Consider the following 17,947-nt stretch of genomic DNA (forward strand, 5'->3'; position numbering starts at 1 on the left):
CTATTCGGTGTTTGCAGAAAATCCTAGGCAGATGAATAAGATGGCTGCAAAACATCCGTACTAATCACGGCAAGAGGCGTTTCATGGCCGAGCTGGACGAACTTGATACGGCGATCCTGCGAGAACTGCAGTCGGATGCACGGAAGACCAATCGGGAGGTGGCGGCGGCCGTCGGGGTCTCGCCGACCACCGCGCTCGACCGCACCCGGGCACTGCGCCGGCGCGGGGTGATCCGGGGCGCGATCCTCGACGTCGATCTGCTGGCGATCGGCCGGCCGGTGCAGGCACTCATCGCGGTGCGCATCCGGCCGCCGTCCCGCCGCAACATCGAGGCGTTCCGCGAATGGGTCGTCACCCTGCCCGACACCCTCGGCCTCTACGTCACGACCGGCACCGACGACTTCATCGTGCACGTGGCGGTCCCGGACAACGCGAGCCTCTACGAGTTCGTCATCGACCGGCTCACCGAGCGTCCCGAAGTCGCCGACGTGCGCACGTCGATCGTCTACGAGCACATCCGCAACCATCAGATCCAGCCCGGCGGGTAAGTCAGCTCCAGCCCGGCGGGTAAGGATGAGGGCATGACGAAGCTGACTGGCCGAGAAGTCGACGCCGAGAAGCCCGCCGGCTGGGCGCATCTCTACACCGGGCTGCAGACCCGGGTGCGCAGCGGTGACTTCGCTGCCGGGCTGGCCCTGGTCAACACGATCGGGGCAGCGGCCCAGGAGATGGACCATCACCCGGACATCGACCTGCGCTACACGCATGTCGACATCCGGCTCACGAGTCACGACACCGGCGGGGTCACGGCGCGGGACATCAGGCTGGCGCGGAAGATCTCGGAGCTGGTCGACGAGGCCGGACTCGAGCACACGTTCGCCGGTCTGGGCTGGTTCGAGTTGGGCCTGGACACTCCCGACGACGCCGCGGTGGCCCCGTTCTGGGCCGCCGTCCTCGGTTTCGAGCAGCGCACCCAGGAGATCGTCGACCCGTCCGGGGCGCTGCCGAGCATCTGGTTCCAGCAGTCCGGCCGTGCGGAGCCGCGGCAGCGCTGGCACCCCGACCTGTGGATCGATCCGTCCGAGGTGCGAGCGCGGATCAACGCGGCCATCGAGGCCGGCGGCACCCTGGAGAGCGACGCCGAGGCGCCGAGCTTCTGGGTGCTCGCCGATCCGGAGGGCAACCGCGTCTGCCTGTGCACCTGGCAGGACCGCGACCCCGCCTAGGCCGGTAGACACCTCGCCGTCGAAGGTCGGTGGTCGCCTGCCTGCGCGGCCGCTCGCGGCGCGGCGGACGATCCGGTCGGCGCGTTGCGAGATGGTGTGCGATGCCGTCGGCGGATACCCCTTCCGCGGACTCCAGCCGCATGCTGGGTGGGCACGCCCAACGCTGGAGTCATAGATCTACGCAAGGGACCTGTGTCCGGGCCCCATAGTCAGTCACCGGCGTGGACGCTCGTGGCAGGTTTCCGCCGCCCGTACCGTTCTGGCAGATCCCGGCACGGCGCCCCGGTCTTGTCACCGTCCTGAACTGCAACCCGGACCGGCAGCGGCGGACATGAACCGGAAGCCGGACATGGCAAGGGCGACCGCGACAAGCGGTCGCCCTTTTGCGGATCAGCGCGAGTAGTTGGCGCTGTTGCGGAACTCGTCGGCGCCCTCGCGGTCGCGGGTGAAGTCCCAGCCGCCGGCCGACTCGCGACCCGGGCGGCCGCCCATGGCGAACCCGCCGATCTCCTGGCCGCGACGCCAGCCGCGGAAGTAGCCGGTGGTGTGCGCGGCGATGCTGGCGGCGTCGCGCACGATGCGCAGCGGCCGCTCGTCACGTAGCGGGGAGCCGGGGACGAGGTTGGCCTGCGGGACGCGCTTGGGCAGGCCCGCGGGCGTCTCGGCGGCGATCTCGGGGGTGGCGGCCCGCTCGGCGGCCCGCCAGCCGGTGTCGTTCGGGTTGGCCCAATCCATCTCGGGCGACTGCTCGGCATGGCCGGTGAACCAGGCGGACCGGGCGGCCGCGAAGATCAGCAGGTCGCCGTCGCTGCTGTCGGACGGCACCGGCGGCGTGGTGCTGCGATCGAGCGCGGTCACCGTGGTGCTCATGCTGCCCATGGTGCCCATGCCACCCATGCCGGTCATGGTCGGCGGCGGAGGGCCGGCGGTGCCGTTGCGGCGGGCGTTGAGACCCTGAACCACGCGAAGCGACGGCGGCTCCGAGGACGCGGCCAGGTCGGTGACCGTCACGTCGAGGCTGTTGCCGATGCGCGGCTCGACCAGGCGCAAGGCCGGCGGTTCCTTCGGCATGTCCTGCCACGGCGGCCGCACTCGGCCGGTGTCGGTGGGCGGCGAACTGACCGAGGCGGCCGGTGCGCTGATCGGGGCGGGCGAGCCGGCCGTGTCGTCACCGCTCGGGTTGATCAGCGGCCAGTTGGCCCGGGAGCCCGGCTCGGCCGGGGGCTGCTCGGGGCGCGTCGGCATGGGCAGCGACGAATAGTCGGTGGCGCTGCCGGCCGTCGTCGAGGTGCGACCCGGGCGGGGCGGGATGACTGTGCGCTGACGCTCGGCGCGGACGTTGTTGATCGCCGCATTGGTGAGCGTGGCGCGGAACGGCTGCCCGCTTTCGGCGGGCGACACCGAGGCGGCCGGCGAGAGCGGCGCCGCACCCGGGGCACGCGCACCCGAGACGGGGCGCGAGCCGGGCGTGATCGGCGTCATGCCGGGCGGCGGAGGCGGCACCGAGACCGGGCGGTTGCCCGGCGCCGGGGCACGGTTGGGGAACGCGGCCGCAGCGGCCGGGGCCGCGGGCGGCGGGGTCACCGGGCGCGGAGCCAGCGGTTGCGGAGCCAGCGGCGGTGGGGCCACCGGGGCGGGCGCGGTCGGCGGAGCGTTCATCGGCTGCGGGATGACCGGGCCGTTGCCGGTGCCGATCGGCTCCCGCCGGGTGCGCCGGGCGGTGCGGCTGTCGGACACGGCCTGCAGCGGGGCGGGCTCCGGACGGCGCCGGGTGGACGCGGCGCTGCGGGCCGAGATCGTGCTGATCAGCGCGGCACAGGCGGCGTCGCACGCGCGGACCGCGGCGATCGACTTGCGGACCGTCTCGGCGGCGGCGGGCGCCAGGGACTTGTTGACTCCGCCCCGGCGCGGCGACTCGCTGATCGCCACGTGCAACGCCGTCACGGCCGCGATGACCTCGTCGTCGCTGCCGGCACCGGATCGAATGAGCTCGGCGGCCACCTGCTCGGCCACCCGCTCCGAGTCGCCCTGCGAGGTGAGCTGGCCGGGCTCGGGGAGCGCGTCGAGCACCGCGAGGGCGAGCGGGTGGGCCGGGTCGGTGAATGCCCGCAGGGCCGCCGGGTAGAGCTCGCGGAGGACCTCACGCAGCGCCGTCGAGGACGCGTGCCGGCCGCTGAGCAGCGCCACGTGAGCGGCCAGGACCGGCTTGTAGCTGACCAGCTCCCGCGGGGCGGGCTGGTTGACGGCGGCGATGGCGCCGGCCTGCAGGGCGCGGGCCAGGCCGACGGCGCGCCGCGCGGCCGGCGGGGCCTGCATCTCCTCGACCGAGTCGTCGTCGGCGAAGCGCTCGGCGAAGTCGTCGGTGGTGTCGTCGTCGGTCACGACCAGGGGGCGGCCCGCCGCGATCAGCAGCGACGTCACCAGATGGTCGTCACTGTCGGCGGCGACGGCGGCGTCGGTGAACCCACTCGTCCGCTCCACGAGCAGCGCGCCGAGTTCGGCATAGCCGCCCGGGTCGTCGCTGATCTCGTGCACGCCGAGCAGCCGGCCTGCGTCGTCCACCACGGCGATGGTCAGGTGCGCGGCGGAGGCCGAACGCACCGAATCATCAGCCGAAGCCAAACCGCAATACACGCGGACGAGCGCCACGGCTTCGTCTCCTCCCCGAGCTATTTGGCCAAGCACTGATGGTCCCTGGTTAGGGGTCAGTCGCGCCAGTCCACAGCGGCAGAGATCTTGCCGATAACCGAGCGCCAGCCCAGACTTGCCTGTTGTGCCCCGATTTTCTTCAACTTGCGGCGGCCGAAGAACCCGCCCATGCCACCGGTTTCCGCCGACCGGAGCGAATCGTCGAGGTCGTCGAGCGGTGAGCCGGGCGACAGGGCCAGGATCACCGGCTTGAGCCGGAGGGCGTAACCCAGGTCGCGAGCCACCTCGCCGGCCGCGATGAGCAGCGGAAGGTCCCACGTGTCGTGCCCGCCGCGCAGGTTTTCCACCACGAGGTCGAGCTCGTAACGGTCGTCCTCGGACGGGTCGATGTCGGTCGACTGTACCTGTTCGGCCAGGGCCGCCCAGCTGTCGAGTTGTGCGAGGTCGTGCGGAGCACCCGAACGAATGAAGGAGACCAGCGACTCCGGCGACTTGAACGCCAGGAGCTTGCCCTTGTGGCTGAGGAACATCGGGACGTCCTCGTCGGCGGCGTCGTCCTCGAAGTCGGCCGGGTCGGGCTCCTCCTCGGCGGTGGCCTTGGCGTCCTCGTCGACCTTCTGGTCGGCGTCGCCCTCGGCGAGCAGTGCCTGGAACTCGTCGTCGACGATGACCTCTTCCTCGTCGTCGACGGCGGCGCCGCGCTTGCGCGCGTCGAACAGGTCTTCCTCTTCCGCCTCGACCTCGGTCGGGGTCAGTTCGGAGGATTTCCGGAACGCCCGGAGGGTCAGCCCGACACCGCCCGGCAGGGCGATCTCGACCGGCTCGATCCGGACCTCATCCCAGAGGCGCTGCCCGGAGAGGCCCGCCACGGACTTCTCGGACTCGTCGGACTGGCTGGCCACGGTGACCTCCGTGATGATTCGGACGGTTGGACGGTGATTCTGCCGACACACCCTAATGGGCGTCCCTGAACGCCGCCCGACCGCCCTTGGTCAGAAGCCCTTCGGATGCCAGACGGTCTTGGTCTCGAGGAACGCGGTCATCGGTGCCAGCCCCGGATCGGCGGTGAAGTCGGTGACTCCGGGGCGGCGTACGCGCTTGAGCGTGCCGGCGGCGGCGCGCTCCAGCTCGGTGGCCAGTTCGGCGTCCTCGATACCGGTCAGGTCGAGGCCGTTGACGTCGTCGTGCGAGGCCAGCCAGGGTGCGGTCTCGGCGGCGTGCCCGGTCAGGACATTCACCACACCCCCGGGCACGTCGGAGGTGGCGAGCACCTCGGCGAGGGTGATCGCGACCTGCGGGGCGGCCGTGAGTACCACCACTGTGTTGCCGGTCACGATCGCCGGAGCGACGACACTGACGAGGCCGAGCAGCGAGGCCGGGGCGACCACGCCGACCACGCCGGTGGGCTCGGGCGCCGTCAGGTTGAAGTAGGGGCCGGCGACCGGATTGGCGTTGCCGATCACCTGGGCGATCTTGTCGGACCAGCCCGCGTACCAGACGAGGCGGTCGACAGCGGCGTCCACTTCCTTGCCGGGCACGCCCAGCGACTTGAACTCGGCCCGGCGGGCCTCGACCATCTCGGCGATCCGGTAGACGACCTGGCCGCGGTTGTACGCCGTGGCGGCGGCCCATTTCGGCTGGGCCTTGCGGGCCGCGACGACCGCGTCCCGGGCGTCCTTGCGGGAGGCGAGGGCCGCGTTGTCGCCGTCCACGAGATAGGTCCGTCCTGACTCGCTGCGGGGGAAGGCCCCGCCGACGTAGAGCTTGTAGGTCTTTCGTACGTGCAAGCGCTCAGGCAAGGTACGCCTCCAGGCCGTGACGACCGCCTTCGCGACCGTAACCGGACTCCTTGTAACCGCCGAACGGCGACGTGGGGTCGAATTTGTTGAAGGTGTTGGCCCAGACCACGCCGGCGCGCAGCTGGTCGGCGACGGCCAGGATGCGCGAGCCCTTGTCGGACCAGATGCCGGCGGACAACCCGTACGGCGTGTTGTTGGCCTTTTCGATCGCTTCGTCGGGGGTTCGGAAGGTCAGCACCGACAGCACCGGTCCGAAGATCTCCTCGCGGGCGATCCGGTGGGCCTGGGTCACGCCGGTGAAGATCGTCGGGGCGAACCAGAAGCCGCGATCGGGCAGCTGACATTCCGGCGACCAGCGTTCGGCGCCTTCTTGATCACCAATTTCCGACAATTCGGTAATCCGGGCCAGCTGGGCGGCGGAGTTGATCGCGCCGACGTCGGTGTTCTTGTCGAGCGGGTCACCCACCCGCAGCGTCGACATCCGGCGCTTGAGCGACCCGAGCAGCTCCTCGGCGATGGATTCCTGCACGAGCAGTCGCGAACCGGCGCAGCAGACGTGGCCCTGGTTGAAGAAGATGCCGTTGACGATGCCCTCGACGGCCTGGTCGATCGGCGCGTCGTCGAACACGATGTTGGCGGCCTTGCCGCCGAGCTCCAGGGTGAGCTTCTTGCCGGTGCCCGCCACCGAACGGGCGATCTGCCGGCCCACCTCGGTCGAGCCGGTGAAGGCGACCTTGTTGACGTCGGGGTGCTCCACCAGATAGCGCCCCGTGTCGCCGGCGCCGGTCACGATGTTGACCACGCCCTGCGGCAGCTCGGCCTGGCGGCAGACGTCGGCGAAGAACAGCGCCGAGAGCGGTGTGGTCTCGGCCGGCTTGAGCACCACCGTGTTGCCCGCGGCGAGCGCCGGGGCGATCTTCCAGGCCAGCATGAGCAGCGGGAAGTTCCACGGGATGACCTGCCCGGCCACGCCGAGCGGCCGGGGGTCGGGGCCGAAGCCGGCGTAGGCCAGCTTGTCGGCCCAGCCCGCGTAGTAGAAGAAGTGCGCGGCGACCAGCGGCAGGTCGACGTCGCGCGACTCACGGATCGGCTTGCCGTTGTCGAGCGACTCGAGGACGGCCAGCTCGCGGGAGCGCTCCTGGATGATCCGGGCGATCCGGAAGAGGTATTTGGCTCGTTCCGAGCCGGGCAGCGCGGACCACGACTGGAAGGCGCGGCGGGCGGCGGCCACCGCGCGGTCGACGTCTTCCGGGCCGCCGAGGGCGACCTCGGCGAGGACCTCCTCGGTGGCCGGGTTGATCGTCTTGAAGGTGCCTTTGCCCTCGACGAACGAGCCGTCGATGAACAGGCCGTAGGAGGGGGCGATCGAGACGACCGACCGGGATTCGGGTGCCGGAGCGTAGTCGAACATGTGATCAGTCCAGCGTGAAGTAGTCGGGGCCCGCGTAGTGGCCGGTGGTCAGCTTGGTGCGCTGCATGAGCAGGTCGTTGAGCAGCGACGAGGCGCCGAAGCGGAACCAGTCGGGGCTCAGCCAGTCGTCGCCGACCGTCTCGTTGATCAGCACCAGGTATTTGACGGCGTCCTTCGTGGTGCGGATGCCGCCGGCCGGCTTGACCCCGACCTGGCGCCCGGTACGGGCCCGGAAGTCGCGGACCGCCTCCAGCATGATCAGCGTGACCGGGAGGGTGGCCGCCACCGGGACCTTGCCGGTGGACGTCTTGATGAAATCGGCGCCGGCCGTCATCGCCAGCCAGGACGCGCGGCGGACGTTGTCGTAGGTGCCGAGCTCGCCGGTCTCCAGGATGACCTTGAGGTGGGCGTCGCCGCATGCTTCCTTGACCGCGACGATCTCGTCGAAGACCTTGGTGTAGTCGCCGGCGAGGAACGCGCCCCGGCTGATCACCATGTCGATCTCGTCGGCGCCGCCGGCCACCGCGTCGCGGGTGTCGGCGAGCTTCACGTCGAGCGGTGCCTGGCCGGACGGGAAGGCGGTGGCCACGCTGGCCAGGTGGACGCCCGTGTCGCGAAGGACGGAGGCGGCCACCGGGACCATGGCGGGGTAGACGCAGACCGCCGCGACCGAGGGGCAGGTGGGGTCGGCCGGGTCGGGGCGCACGGCCTTGGCGGAGAGAGCCCGCACCTTGCCGGGGGTGTCGGCGCCTTCGAGGGTGGTGAGGTCGACCATCCGGATGGCCAGATCGATCGCCTGGGCCTTGGCGCTCGTCTTCACCGATCGGGTGCCGAGCGCGGCCGCTCTTGCTTCGACGCCCACCTTGTCCACACCCGGTAGGCCGTGGAGCAGGGAACGTAGGTCCGACATCGCTGTCGCAGTCATGAAAACGATTCTACGCAGGCCGTTAACAGTTGATCATGACCGACCGGTAGGTTGTCGGCGTGGACGTACTCGTTGTAGATCACCCGCTGGCGCAGACCCGGCTCACCGCGATGCGAAACGCGCAGACCGACTCCGGTGTCTTCCGCGCCTCACTGCACGAGCTCACCACGATGGTGGTCTACGAGGCGGCCCGTTCCTTCGCCGTCCAGCAGTACCCGATCGACACGCCGGTCGCCCCGACCCAGGGCACCCGCCTGGCCAACCCGCCGCTGATCGTCCCGGTGCTGCGGGCCGGCCTGGGCATGGCCGACTCCGCGCTCGCCCTGCTGCCCGAGTCGTCGATGGGCTTCGTCGGGCTGGCCCGCGACGAGAAGACGTTCGAGCCCCGGGCCTACATGGAGTCGCTCCCGGTCGACCTGGCCGGGCAGCCGGTCCTGGTGCTCGACCCGATGCTGGCCACCGGCGGCTCGCTGCTGCACTGCTGCAAGCTGCTGGTCGACCGGGGCTGCACCGACGTGATCATCTGCTGCGTGCTGGCCGCCCCCGAGGGCATCGAGCGCCTGGCCGCCAGCGGTCTGCCGCTGCGCCTGGTGACGGCCTCGATCGACGAGGGGCTCAACGAGAAGGCCTACATCGTGCCCGGCCTCGGCGACGCCGGCGACCGCCAGTTCGGCGGGATGCGCCGCTTCTAGAGTTCGGTGTAACTCCAGCTGAGTGCCTTCCCGCCGGCGAACGGCATGACGCCGTGAAACACCGTGGGGGAGTCGGCGAACACGAGCGGCAGGAAATGGCGATCCGACTCCCACATCGGAACATTCCCCGCCAAGACGTCTGAAACGGGCGTCCAGTGCAGGCTGCCCTCGGCGTTCGTCTCCATCGGCCGGCCGCTCCACGCGGTGATCCGGAACAGGAAGCCGAACCAGTTCCCGCCGTCCTTGCCGAAGCCCGGCCACGAGATCGTGCCGGCGAAATCCAGGGCGTCACAGGACAGGCCGGCCTCCTCCCGGATCTCCCGGCGCATGCCGGCGGCCACGTCCTCGCCCGGCTCGAGCTTGCCGCCGAGACCGTTGTAGTAACCGAAATGGATGTCGTCCGGCCGGGCGTCCCGGCGGATCATCAGGATGTTCTTGCGGTCGGCCGAGAAGACGTAGCCGAGCGTCGCGATCGTTGCCTGCACGCCGGGATCCTGCCCGATCTGACCGGTGGGAGCCAGTTGAGTAACCCCGGGTCGGTCTTTCGACCCGACCTGGCGATCGTCGCTCGTGACTCCTGCCACTATCGTTGCGTCCCATGACCTCCATTCCGCTCGCCGAGGAACTACTCCTCCTCGCCTACGACGACCGGACCGGCAAGGCGACCGGTTCCCGCATCGGGCTCGACCTCGGCATGGCCGCGGCTGTGCTGGTCGATCTGGCGCTCGCCGGGCGGGTCCACTACGTCGACGGCTATCTCAAGGTGACCGACGCCAGTCCGATCGGCGACCCGATCGCCGACGCGGTGCTGGCCAAGCTCGCCGAGGCGGAGCCGCACACCCCCGCCCAGTGGCTTCAGCGACTGCGGCACCGGCTGCGCACCCGGGTGCTCGAGGACCTGGTGACCCGGGGTGTCGTGCAGGACGTGGACGAGACCCAGATGGGCGCCATCCATGTGCACCGTTACCCGACCACCGACCACGCCTACGAGGTCGACATCCGCAAGCGTCTCGCCGACGCGCTGATCAGCGACGGCATCTGCGACGAGCGCACCGCCGCGCTGGCCACGCTGCTGTCCGCCTGCCGCATGGAGCCGGCGCTGCGGCTGCCGGCCGAGGAGGTCGCGCGGGCGCACGACCGCCTCGAGCAGATCGCCACCGGGGCCGGCTTCTCCGGCACGGCCAACCTGGAGGACTCGATCGTCCGCCCGTCGGTGGCCCTGGTGGTCGCCACCCTCGGCAAGGCCATCCAGGCCGCCCTCGGCACTCCTAAGGCGGTCTAGACCCCCAGCGTGGCCGCCGTCTCCGCGCGCAAGGCGCGAAGGGCGGCGGCGGCGCGGGTGCGGGCCGCGGGCACGTCACCGTCCGTGACCGGTTCCACCACCTCGAGGTACGCCTTGAGTTTCGGCTCGGTCCCGGACGGCCGGATGACCACTCGGACGGCAGCGGTGCGCAAAGTCAGCACGTCGTTGTCGGGCCGCAGGTCGTCGATCCCGGTCAGCGGGGCGCCGAGCAGTGCGGTCGGGGGCTTCGCGCGGGCCCGGCCCATCGCGGCGCCGATCTCGGCCAGGTCGTCGACCCGCACCGACAGCTGATCGGTGGCGTGCACGCCGAACTCGGCGGCCAGCTCGTCGAGCCGATCGGCCAGGGTCTTTCCCTCCGCCTTCAGGCCGGCGGCCAGCTCGGACACGGTCAGCGCCGCCGTGATGCCGTCCTTGTCGCGCACCATCGCCGGTGCGACGCAGTAGCCGAGCGCCTCCTCGTAGCCGTACGCCAGGTCCTCGGCGGCCCGGACGATCCACTTGAAGCCGGTCAGGGTCTCCGCGTAGGGCACGTCCCGGGCCTCGCACAGCCGGCCCAGCAGCTGCGAGGAGACGATCGTCGTCGCGTACGTGCCGGGCCCGCCCCGCCGGATCAGGTGGTCGGCGAGAAGGATGCCCAGCTCGTCCCCGCGCAGCGGCCGCCACCCGTCGGCGGTCGGGATCGCCACCGCGCACCGGTCCGCGTCCGGGTCGTTGGCGATGGCCAGCTCGGCGCCGGACGATCGGGCGAGGTCGAGGAGGTTGTCCATCGCGCCCGGTTCCTCGGGGTTCGGGAACGCGACGGTCGGGAACTCCGGATCCGGGTCGAACTGGTTGGGCACGACCGCCGGCGGCGGGAATCCGGCGGCGGCGAACGCGGCCAGCACGGTCCGGCCGCCGACCCCGTGCAGTGGGGTGTAGGCGATGGCCAGGTCACGCGGTCCGTTGTCGGAGAGCACGGCGGCGGCGCTCGACACGTACCCCGCAACGATCTTGTCGTCGAGAAGCGCGCCCGCCGCGCCCAGCTTGACCTCCGCGAGGGGGCCGACCGCCCGGATGGCCGCCTCGATGCCGGCGTCGGCGGGCGGCACGATCTGCGCGCCGTCCCCGGCCGGACCGCCCAGCGCGCCCCCGAGGTAGACCTTGTAGCCGTTGTCCTGCGGCGGGTTGTGGCTGGCCGTGACCATCACGCCGGCCACCGCGTCGAGCGCGCGGACCGCATAGGCGAGCACCGGCGTCGGCAGCGCGCCCGGCATGAGCAGCGCTTCCCGCCCGGCCCCGGTGGCGACCCGGGCGGTCCGCTCGGCGAACTCGCGCGAGCCGTGCCGGGCGTCGTAACCGATCACCAGCGGCCCGGTGCCGCCCTGCTCGGCCAGCCAGGCGATCAGCCCGGCGGCGGCCCGGGTGACGACCGCGAGGTTCATCCCGTTCGGCCCCGCGCGGAGCCGCCCGCGCAGCCCCGCCGTGCCGAAGGTGAGCGGCCCGGCGAAACGGTCGCGAAGCTCGGCGGCCGTGTCCGGCAGCCCGTCGATCAGCGCGCGGAGCTCCGCGCGGCCGGCCGGATCAGGATCGTCGGCGAGCCACGCTTCGGCGGTCTCGAGGAGTTCGTCAGCCACCACGTGTTGATAGCACGTGGCGCAAGATCAGGCGTCCTGGAGGGTGTAGGTCTTGATCATTTCATCGAAGATCGGCTTGCTCTCGGCGAACTGCGCCTCGGTCGAGGTCATGAAGAACGAGAACGCCTTGCCGTTGGTCACCACCGCACCCCAGAGGCCGTGCCGCCCGTCGTCGCCGGAGCCGCACGTGTATTCCAGCACCGCGCCCTCCTTCGCCGAGATGGTGGTCTTCTCCAGGCTGACCCGGGAATAGGGCTTCGGGCAGTTCGCCGACTTGGTCTTGAGCGTGTTCTCCGCGATGCCCAGGAACGCCGACGGGGTGGCTGTCGACTTCTCGACCAGGATGCGCACCTTGCGCTTGGCGTCCTTGGGATCCGAGTAGTCGACGTAACTGCCCGCGGCCTTGCGGCTCCAGCCCTTCGGCACCTGCACCGAGATGCCCCGGTCGTTGTAGGCCTGGGTCTCGAACGCCGGCCCGGCGGCCTCGCTGGGTTGGCCCAGCGCGGTCGGCGGCGGGGTCTTGTCGCCACCGTCACCGACCAGTGCGAAGACCACGATCAGCAGGATCAGGACGGCCAGACCGCCACCGCCCGCGATCAGCTGCTTGTTGCGGGGCCAGCCCTTGAACGTCTCGACCGCGCGGGCCGAGGTGTCCTTGGCCGTGCCGACCAGCTTGTCGATCTTCGCCTTGCGGCTGGTCACCACGGTGCCGGGCAGCGGATCGCGGGCCGCGCGGGCGCCGTTCCACGCCTGCCGCGGCGGGATGACGCTTGTCGGGTCGCTTCCCCGGGAGGTCGGCATCATGCCGGTCGGGCCGTCCACCATCTGCGTGGCGTCCGGCTCGGGGGCGCGCCGCCGGCCACCGCCGGAGTTGTTCGACTGCTGGAGTTTCGCCAGATGGTCGGTGAGCGACTGACCGGCCGCGAGCATGGCCCGCCCGCCGATCTGCCCGGACGGCTGCGGCGGCGGGATCGGCTGCGTCTCGACCGGCGCGGCCGTCGGCCGCTGGGCCGGGACCACCGAGTAGGGGTCGGTCGTCATGTGCGGCGGGGCCTTGCTGGCCAGCGGCCCGGCGAGCTGCTGACGCAGCATCGTGCGGGCGGTCTGCACATCCATCCGCTGGGCCGGGTCTTTTTCGAGCAGCCCCATGAGTACGGGCGTGAGCGAACCCGCGCGCACGGCCGGCGCCGGCGGGTCCTCGACGACCGCGTGCATGGTCTCGATCGGGTCGCCCTTGTCGAACGGCGGGCGGCCCTCGACCGCGGTGAACAGTGTGACGCCCAGCGAGAAGAGGTCGCTCGGCGGACCGAAGTCGCTGCCCATCGCCCGCTCCGGGGAGATGAAGTGGGGCGAGCCCAGCACCATGCCGGGCGTGGTCAGCTGGATGTCGGTGGGCATCCGCGCCACCCCGAAGTCGGTGAGCACGCAGCGACCGTCGGAGCAGATCAGCACGTTCGCCGGTTTGACGTCACGGTGCAGCACACCGTGCGCGTGGGCGACCTCGAGCGCGCCGAGGAGCGCGATGCCGATCTTGGCGACGACGCGGGTCGTGACCGGCCCGTCCTCGATCACCATGTCGGCCAGGCTGCGCGCCTCGAGCAGCTCCATCACGATCCACGGCCGGCCGTTCTCGTGCACGACGTCGTAGACCTGGACCACGGCCGGGTGCTGGAGCGCGGCGGCCGCTCGGGCCTCGCGCATGGTCCGTTCGTACATCGAGTCGCGGTCGCTGGGCGCCAGGCCCGGCGGGAGCACGACCTCTTTGATCGCCACGTCCCGGCGCAGCAGCGTGTCCGCCGCGCGCCAGACCGTGCCCATGCCACCGTGGCCTACCGCGGCGCGCAGTGTGTACCGCCCGCCGATGATTGTGCCCGAGGCTGCGCGTCCGCTGGTGGAAGCCGTGTTGCCGCCACTCCACGTCGGAATCTGAGTCACTGAGGATGCCACCGAGGGGGTCTAGGGGGCCGTCGACCAACCCCGCTATCTTGCCCGGAGCACCCCCCGATTTGAAAGTCACAGCGCCGGTGTTCCCAGGAAGTCGACCGACCGTGACCGGGAAATGGCGCTCAGTTCTGCTTTCCGGACTCTGTGTGCAAAACGCCTCACGCTCCCGAACTGAGCGAGACCCTTAGTATCTGCGTGTGAACGCGGAATCTGGTTTCGAGATCAAGCCGGTCTACCGGCCGGAGGACGTTCCGGCGGAGGTCCCGCTCGGTGAGCCCGGTGAGTTCCCGTACACCCGGGGCGTCTACCCGACGATGTACACGAAGCGGCCCTGGACGATGCGGCAGTACGCCGGCTTCGGCACCGCGGCCGAGTCCAACGCGCGCTATCACCGGCTGCTCGAGGCCGGCACGATGGGCCTCTCGGTGGCGTTCGACCTGCCGACCCAGATGGGTTACGACTCCGACGAGACGATCGCGCAGGGCGAGGTCGGCAAGGTCGGGGTGGCGATCGACTCGATCGACGACATGCGGCAGCTGTTCGCCGGCATCCCGCTCGACCAGGTCTCCACCTCGATGACGATCAACGCGCCCGGTTCGGTGCTGCTGTTGCTCTACCAGCTGGTCGCCGAGGAGCAGGGGGTGCCGGGCGGGGCGCTGCAGGGCACGATCCAGAACGACATCCTGAAGGAGTACATCGCCCGGGGGACGTACATCTTCCCGCCGAAGCCGTCGCTGCGACTGGTGGCCGACACGTTCGCCTACTGCCGCACCGAGGTCCCGAAGTGGAACACCATCTCCATCTCCGGCTACCACATGGCCGAGGCGGGCGCCTCACCCGCGCAGGAGATCGCGTTCACCCTGGCCAACGGCATGGAGTACGTCCGGGCCGCGCTCGCCGCCGGTCTCGCGGTCGACGATTTCGCACCCCGGCTGTCGTTCTTCTTCGTCGCCCGAACCACGCTGCTGGAGGAGATCGCCAAGTTCCGCGCGGCCCGCCGGATGTGGGCCCGGATCATGCGCGCGGAGTTCGGCGCGAAAGATCCGAAATCACTCATGCTGCGGTTCCACACCCAGACGGCGGGCGTGCAGCTGACCGCCCAGCAGCCCGAGGTCAACCTCGTCCGGGTGGCGATCCAGGCGCTCGGCGCGATCGCCGGTGGCACCCAGTCGCTGCACACCAACGCGTACGACGAGGCGATCGCGTTGCCGACCGAGAAATCGGCCCGGCTCGCCCTGCGTACCCAGCAGGTTCTCGCCTACGAGAGCGGTCTGACCGGCACCGTCGACCCGTTCGCCGGGTCGTACGCGATCGAGGCGATGACCGACGAGGTCGAACGCGAGGCGACCGCCCTGATCGAGCGGGTCTTCTCGTACGGCTCGGTGGTCGACGCGATCGAGCAGGGCTTCCAGAAAGAGGAGATCGAGACCTCGGCCTACCGGATCGCCAACGAGATCGACGCCGGCGACCGGGTCGTGGTCGGCGTCAACCGGTTCACCGTCGACGACCAGGAACGCTACGAATCGTTGCGGGTCGACCCGGCGATCGAGGCCGCCCAGGTGGCCCGCCTCGGCAAACTGCGGGCCGAGCGGGATTCGGCGGCGGTCGAGGCGGCCCTCGCGGATTTGGCGAAGGCCGCCCAGGGAACAGAGAACGTTCTACCTTTGATGAAGGACGCTTTGCGACTGCGTGCAACAGTTGGCGAGGTCTGCCACACACTTCGCGGGGTGTGGGGCGTCTACCGACCGGTGGAGCGTTTCTGAAGTCGTCACCTCTCACAGCGTTACCCGTTGGAGGAGGTGCGGATCGTCGGCGAGCGTCCTTATCAGGGCATTCGTGACCCTGCGCGACACAGTGTGCACGGGAATGACGTTGCACAGCGTCACCAAAGTGGGTCTAAGCTGTCGCGCATTGCGGAAACCCGGCAAACCTTCGAGAGCGATACGGAAACCGACGTGACTACTGCTCTGGAGCGGCCTCGAGACGAGGTCCCAGCGGAGTGGCCCGGGCCGTTGCCCGGTGCCGAGCCCCTGCCCGGCCAGCTCGACCGCTGGCTCGCCTCGCACGGCGCGGAGCTCGTAGCCATTCGTCGGACCATCCACGCACATCCCGAGCGGTCGTTCCACGAGTTCGAGACCGCCGCGATGATCGCCCGTGCGCTGGCCGTCGCCGGTCTTTCGCCGCGCATGCTGCCCAAGGGCAACGGCGTCGTCTGCGACATCGGCGAGGGCGACCGGGTCATCGCGTTCCGGGCCGACCTGGACGCGCTGCCGCTGGCCGACCGCAAGGACGTGCCGTACAAGTCGACCGTCGACGGCGTGGCCCATGCTTGTGGCCACGACGTGCACACCACTGTGCTGCTCGGCCTCGGCCTGGCCCTCGCGAAGCTGGCCGAGCGCGGTGAGCTGCCCGGCCGGGTGCGGCTGATCTTCCAGCCCGGCGAGGAGGCGATCCCGTCCGGCGCGCCCCAGGTGATCGCGGCCGACGCGCTCAAGGACGTGGCCGCCATCTACGCGCTGCACTGCTACCCGCAGCTGCCGGCCGGCCTGGTCGGGGTGCGCTCGGGGCCGTTCACGGCGGCCGCCGACACCGTCTCGGTGAAGCTGACCGGTCCCGGCGGCCACACCGCCCGTCCGCATCTGACCGCCGACCTGGTGCACGCGCTGGGCCGGGTCATCGTGGACGTCCCGGCGCTGCTGGACCGCCGCATCGACCCGCGCGCCGGGGTCTCGATGGTGTGGGGTGCGGTGCACGCCGGCCAGGCGTTCAACGCGATCCCCAGCGTCGGTGAGGTCTCCGGCACGGTCCGCGTCCTCAACCGCGAGGCGTGGCGCGAGGCCCCCGAGCTGATCACCAAGCTGATCAAGGACGTGGTCGCGCCGACCGGCGCCGAGGTCGAGGTCACCTACAAGCGTGGCGTCCCGCCGGTGATCAACGACCGGATGGCGGCCGCGGTCATCGCGGGGGCGGCCGGTGCCGCGCTCGGCGCCGACCACGTCGTCGAGGCCGAGATCAGCATGGGCGGCGAGGATTTCGCGTTCTACCTCGACCACGTGCCGGGCGCGATGATCCGGCTGGGCACCGGGGTGCCGGGCTCGGCCGAGCGGCACGACCTGCACCAGGGTGACTTCGATGTGGACGAGAGCTGCATCGCCCACGGCGTGCGCGTCTTCGTGCACACCGCGCTGGCGGCCCTGTCGACCGGCGCTTTCTGACCGACTTCCGAATCGCCCCGGCCGCTGTCGCGACCGGGGCGATTTCGTGCGCCACTCAGTCCTCGGGCTTCTCCGCGGCGGGCTTCTCCGGAGCGGCCGAAGCGGACCGGTCCGCCGAGTCGGAGGCGGACGCCGCCGCCGGACCGGGCGCGAACGGCGGCGCTGAGGGAGTGGGAGCGGGTGGCGCCGAGGGCGGGGTGAAGGTGGCCGGGCGTCCGGCGTAATTCCCCGCGGCCGGGTGGATGGGCAGGGCGCCGGCCCCGGTCGCGGCGAGGACCGGTCGCGGTGGCCGGTTGCGCTGCCACCGCTTGAGTGCCCACCAGATCGCCCACACCGGCAGGCCGATCGCGATGATCCACGGCAGCAGCGCGCCCAGCACGGTCAGCAGAACGCCGAGCGAGGCCAAGAGAGCGTGCCACCCGGCGGACAGTCCACCCAGGAATCCGGCCGGGTCGTCGTCCTTCTTCGGTCCCGGGGTCTCCGGCCCGAGGAACGTGACGGTGATCGTGGACAGCGCGGTGAGGTCGGCCAACCGCCGCTTCTTGGCCTGCAACGACGCCAGGTCGGACTCCCGGGTGGCCACCTCTTTCTCCAGCATCACCAGGTCGTCGAGCGATTTGGCCTGGCCGAGCAGCTTGCGACCGCTGGCCACCCGGGCCTCCTGCACGGCGATCCGGGCGTCGAGGTCGACCGTCTGTTCCGTCACGTCCTCGGTGCTGATCTCGCGGGACTGCTCGTCGCCCAGCTTGGACAGCGAGTCGACGGTGGTGGCGAACTTGTCGGCCGGCACCCGCAGGGTCAGGGTCGCGGTGCCGGAACCGGTGCTGCTGCTGTTGCGGTTGTCGCCACCGACGAACCCGCCCGCGGTCTGTGCGACGCCGGTGGCCCGTGCCGCCTCGGCGTTGATGTCCTTGACCCGCACCGACAGTGAGCCGCGGTAGATGATCGACCGCTGGTCGACCCCCAGGTCCGGGGCCTGGGCCGCGGTGTCCTTGCCCTGCGCCTGGTCGGGCGCCCGTTCGGCCTGGGCTCCGGCCGGGGCGTCGGCCTTGCTGCCGGACATCCCGGCCGAACTGCCGGAGCTGTCGGAACTGTCGGCGCCGCAGCCGGACAAAATGATTCCCGCGACGAGCGCGGTGGTAATTAACAATGCCGGTCGAACACGCATAG

General features: G+C 70.8%; 15 protein-coding genes. 6 read left to right on the forward strand and 9 right to left on the reverse strand.

Going from position 1 to position 17,947, the window contains the following annotated elements; translation table 11 throughout:
- Positions 1-83: 83 nt before the first annotated feature.
- Both Afe05nite_RS02145 and Afe05nite_RS02150 read left to right on the forward strand, forming a co-directional pair.
- Positions 84-548: an Lrp/AsnC family transcriptional regulator gene (locus Afe05nite_RS02145; RefSeq protein ID WP_239117481.1), complete on the forward strand. Its 465-nt coding sequence runs from the start codon at positions 84-86 to the stop codon at positions 546-548.
- Between the two features lie 33 nt (positions 549-581).
- A complete protein-coding gene (locus tag Afe05nite_RS02150; protein WP_203815180.1) occupies positions 582-1,226 on the forward strand; it encodes a 4a-hydroxytetrahydrobiopterin dehydratase in 645 nt (214 codons plus the stop codon).
- Between the two features lie 390 nt (positions 1,227-1,616).
- Here the strand turns inward: Afe05nite_RS02150 and Afe05nite_RS02155 are convergent, their stop codons facing one another.
- The 5 genes from Afe05nite_RS02155 to deoC all read right to left on the reverse strand — a co-directional run bounded on the left by Afe05nite_RS02155 (position 1,617) and on the right by deoC (position 8,010).
- Positions 1,617-3,899: a transposase gene (locus Afe05nite_RS02155; RefSeq protein ID WP_203815257.1), complete on the reverse strand. Its 2,283-nt coding sequence runs from the start codon at positions 3,897-3,899 to the stop codon at positions 1,617-1,619.
- Positions 3,900-3,931: 32 nt separating this feature from the next.
- Positions 3,932-4,777 carry a SatS C-terminal domain-containing protein gene (locus Afe05nite_RS02160; protein WP_203815181.1) on the reverse strand — a complete coding sequence of 282 codons (846 nt, stop codon included), beginning with the start codon at positions 4,775-4,777 and terminating at the stop codon, positions 3,932-3,934.
- 90 nt (positions 4,778-4,867) lie between these two features.
- Positions 4,868-5,674: an aldehyde dehydrogenase family protein gene (locus Afe05nite_RS02165; RefSeq protein ID WP_203815182.1), complete on the reverse strand. Its 807-nt coding sequence runs from the start codon at positions 5,672-5,674 to the stop codon at positions 4,868-4,870.
- Complete coding sequence (locus tag Afe05nite_RS02170; RefSeq protein WP_203815183.1) at positions 5,667-7,085, reverse strand: aldehyde dehydrogenase family protein; 1,419 nt, start codon at positions 7,083-7,085, stop codon at positions 5,667-5,669. The genes Afe05nite_RS02165 and Afe05nite_RS02170 overlap by 8 nt, the downstream gene beginning before the upstream one ends.
- A 4-nt stretch (positions 7,086-7,089) precedes the next feature.
- The gene (gene deoC / locus Afe05nite_RS02175) at positions 7,090-8,010 is read right to left on the reverse strand and encodes a deoxyribose-phosphate aldolase (protein ID WP_203815184.1); all 921 of its coding nucleotides are present in this window, start codon (positions 8,008-8,010) and stop codon (positions 7,090-7,092) included.
- A gap of 59 nt (positions 8,011-8,069) precedes the next feature.
- Here deoC and upp point away from each other — a divergent pair, with 59 nt between their 5' ends.
- Entirely contained in the window at positions 8,070-8,702 is a 633-nt protein-coding gene (upp, locus tag Afe05nite_RS02180; RefSeq protein WP_203815185.1) for a uracil phosphoribosyltransferase, read from the forward strand.
- Here the strand turns inward: upp and Afe05nite_RS02185 are convergent.
- Positions 8,699-9,187: an NUDIX hydrolase gene (locus tag Afe05nite_RS02185; RefSeq protein WP_203815186.1), complete on the reverse strand. Its 489-nt coding sequence runs from the start codon at positions 9,185-9,187 to the stop codon at positions 8,699-8,701. The two genes, upp and Afe05nite_RS02185, sit on opposite strands and share 4 nt — an antisense overlap.
- A gap of 113 nt (positions 9,188-9,300) precedes the next feature.
- Between Afe05nite_RS02185 and Afe05nite_RS02190 the strand changes: the two genes are divergently transcribed.
- On the forward strand, positions 9,301-9,984 hold the full coding sequence (locus Afe05nite_RS02190; protein WP_203815187.1) for a GOLPH3/VPS74 family protein: 684 nt from the start codon (positions 9,301-9,303) through the stop codon (positions 9,982-9,984).
- Here Afe05nite_RS02190 and Afe05nite_RS02195 read toward each other — a convergent pair.
- Together Afe05nite_RS02195 and Afe05nite_RS02200 are read right to left on the reverse strand one after the other, a co-directional pair.
- A complete protein-coding gene (locus tag Afe05nite_RS02195; protein WP_438867411.1) occupies positions 9,981-11,621 on the reverse strand; it encodes a phospho-sugar mutase in 1,641 nt (546 codons plus the stop codon). The two genes, Afe05nite_RS02190 and Afe05nite_RS02195, sit on opposite strands and share 4 nt — an antisense overlap.
- A gap of 24 nt (positions 11,622-11,645) precedes the next feature.
- Positions 11,646-13,553, reverse strand: coding sequence for a serine/threonine-protein kinase (locus Afe05nite_RS02200; RefSeq protein ID WP_203815189.1), 1,908 nt, complete (start codon positions 13,551-13,553; stop codon positions 11,646-11,648).
- Positions 13,554-13,759: 206 nt separating this feature from the next.
- Here Afe05nite_RS02200 and Afe05nite_RS02205 point away from each other — a divergent pair, with 206 nt between their 5' ends.
- Complete coding sequence (locus Afe05nite_RS02205; RefSeq protein WP_203815190.1) at positions 13,760-15,325, forward strand: acyl-CoA mutase large subunit family protein; 1,566 nt, start codon at positions 13,760-13,762, stop codon at positions 15,323-15,325.
- A gap of 192 nt (positions 15,326-15,517) precedes the next feature.
- On the forward strand, positions 15,518-16,777 hold the full coding sequence (locus tag Afe05nite_RS02210) for an amidohydrolase (protein ID WP_203815191.1): 1,260 nt from the start codon (positions 15,518-15,520) through the stop codon (positions 16,775-16,777).
- A 55-nt stretch (positions 16,778-16,832) separates the two neighbouring features.
- Here the strand turns inward: Afe05nite_RS02210 and Afe05nite_RS02215 are convergent, their stop codons facing one another.
- On the reverse strand, positions 16,833-17,945 hold the full coding sequence (locus Afe05nite_RS02215) for a DUF4349 domain-containing protein (RefSeq protein WP_203815192.1): 1,113 nt from the start codon (positions 17,943-17,945) through the stop codon (positions 16,833-16,835).
- Between the last annotated feature and the right edge of the window lie 2 nt (positions 17,946-17,947).

Source organism: Paractinoplanes ferrugineus (genome assembly GCF_016862195.1).
Classification (GTDB): Bacteria; Actinomycetota; Actinomycetes; order Mycobacteriales; family Micromonosporaceae; genus Actinoplanes; species Actinoplanes ferrugineus.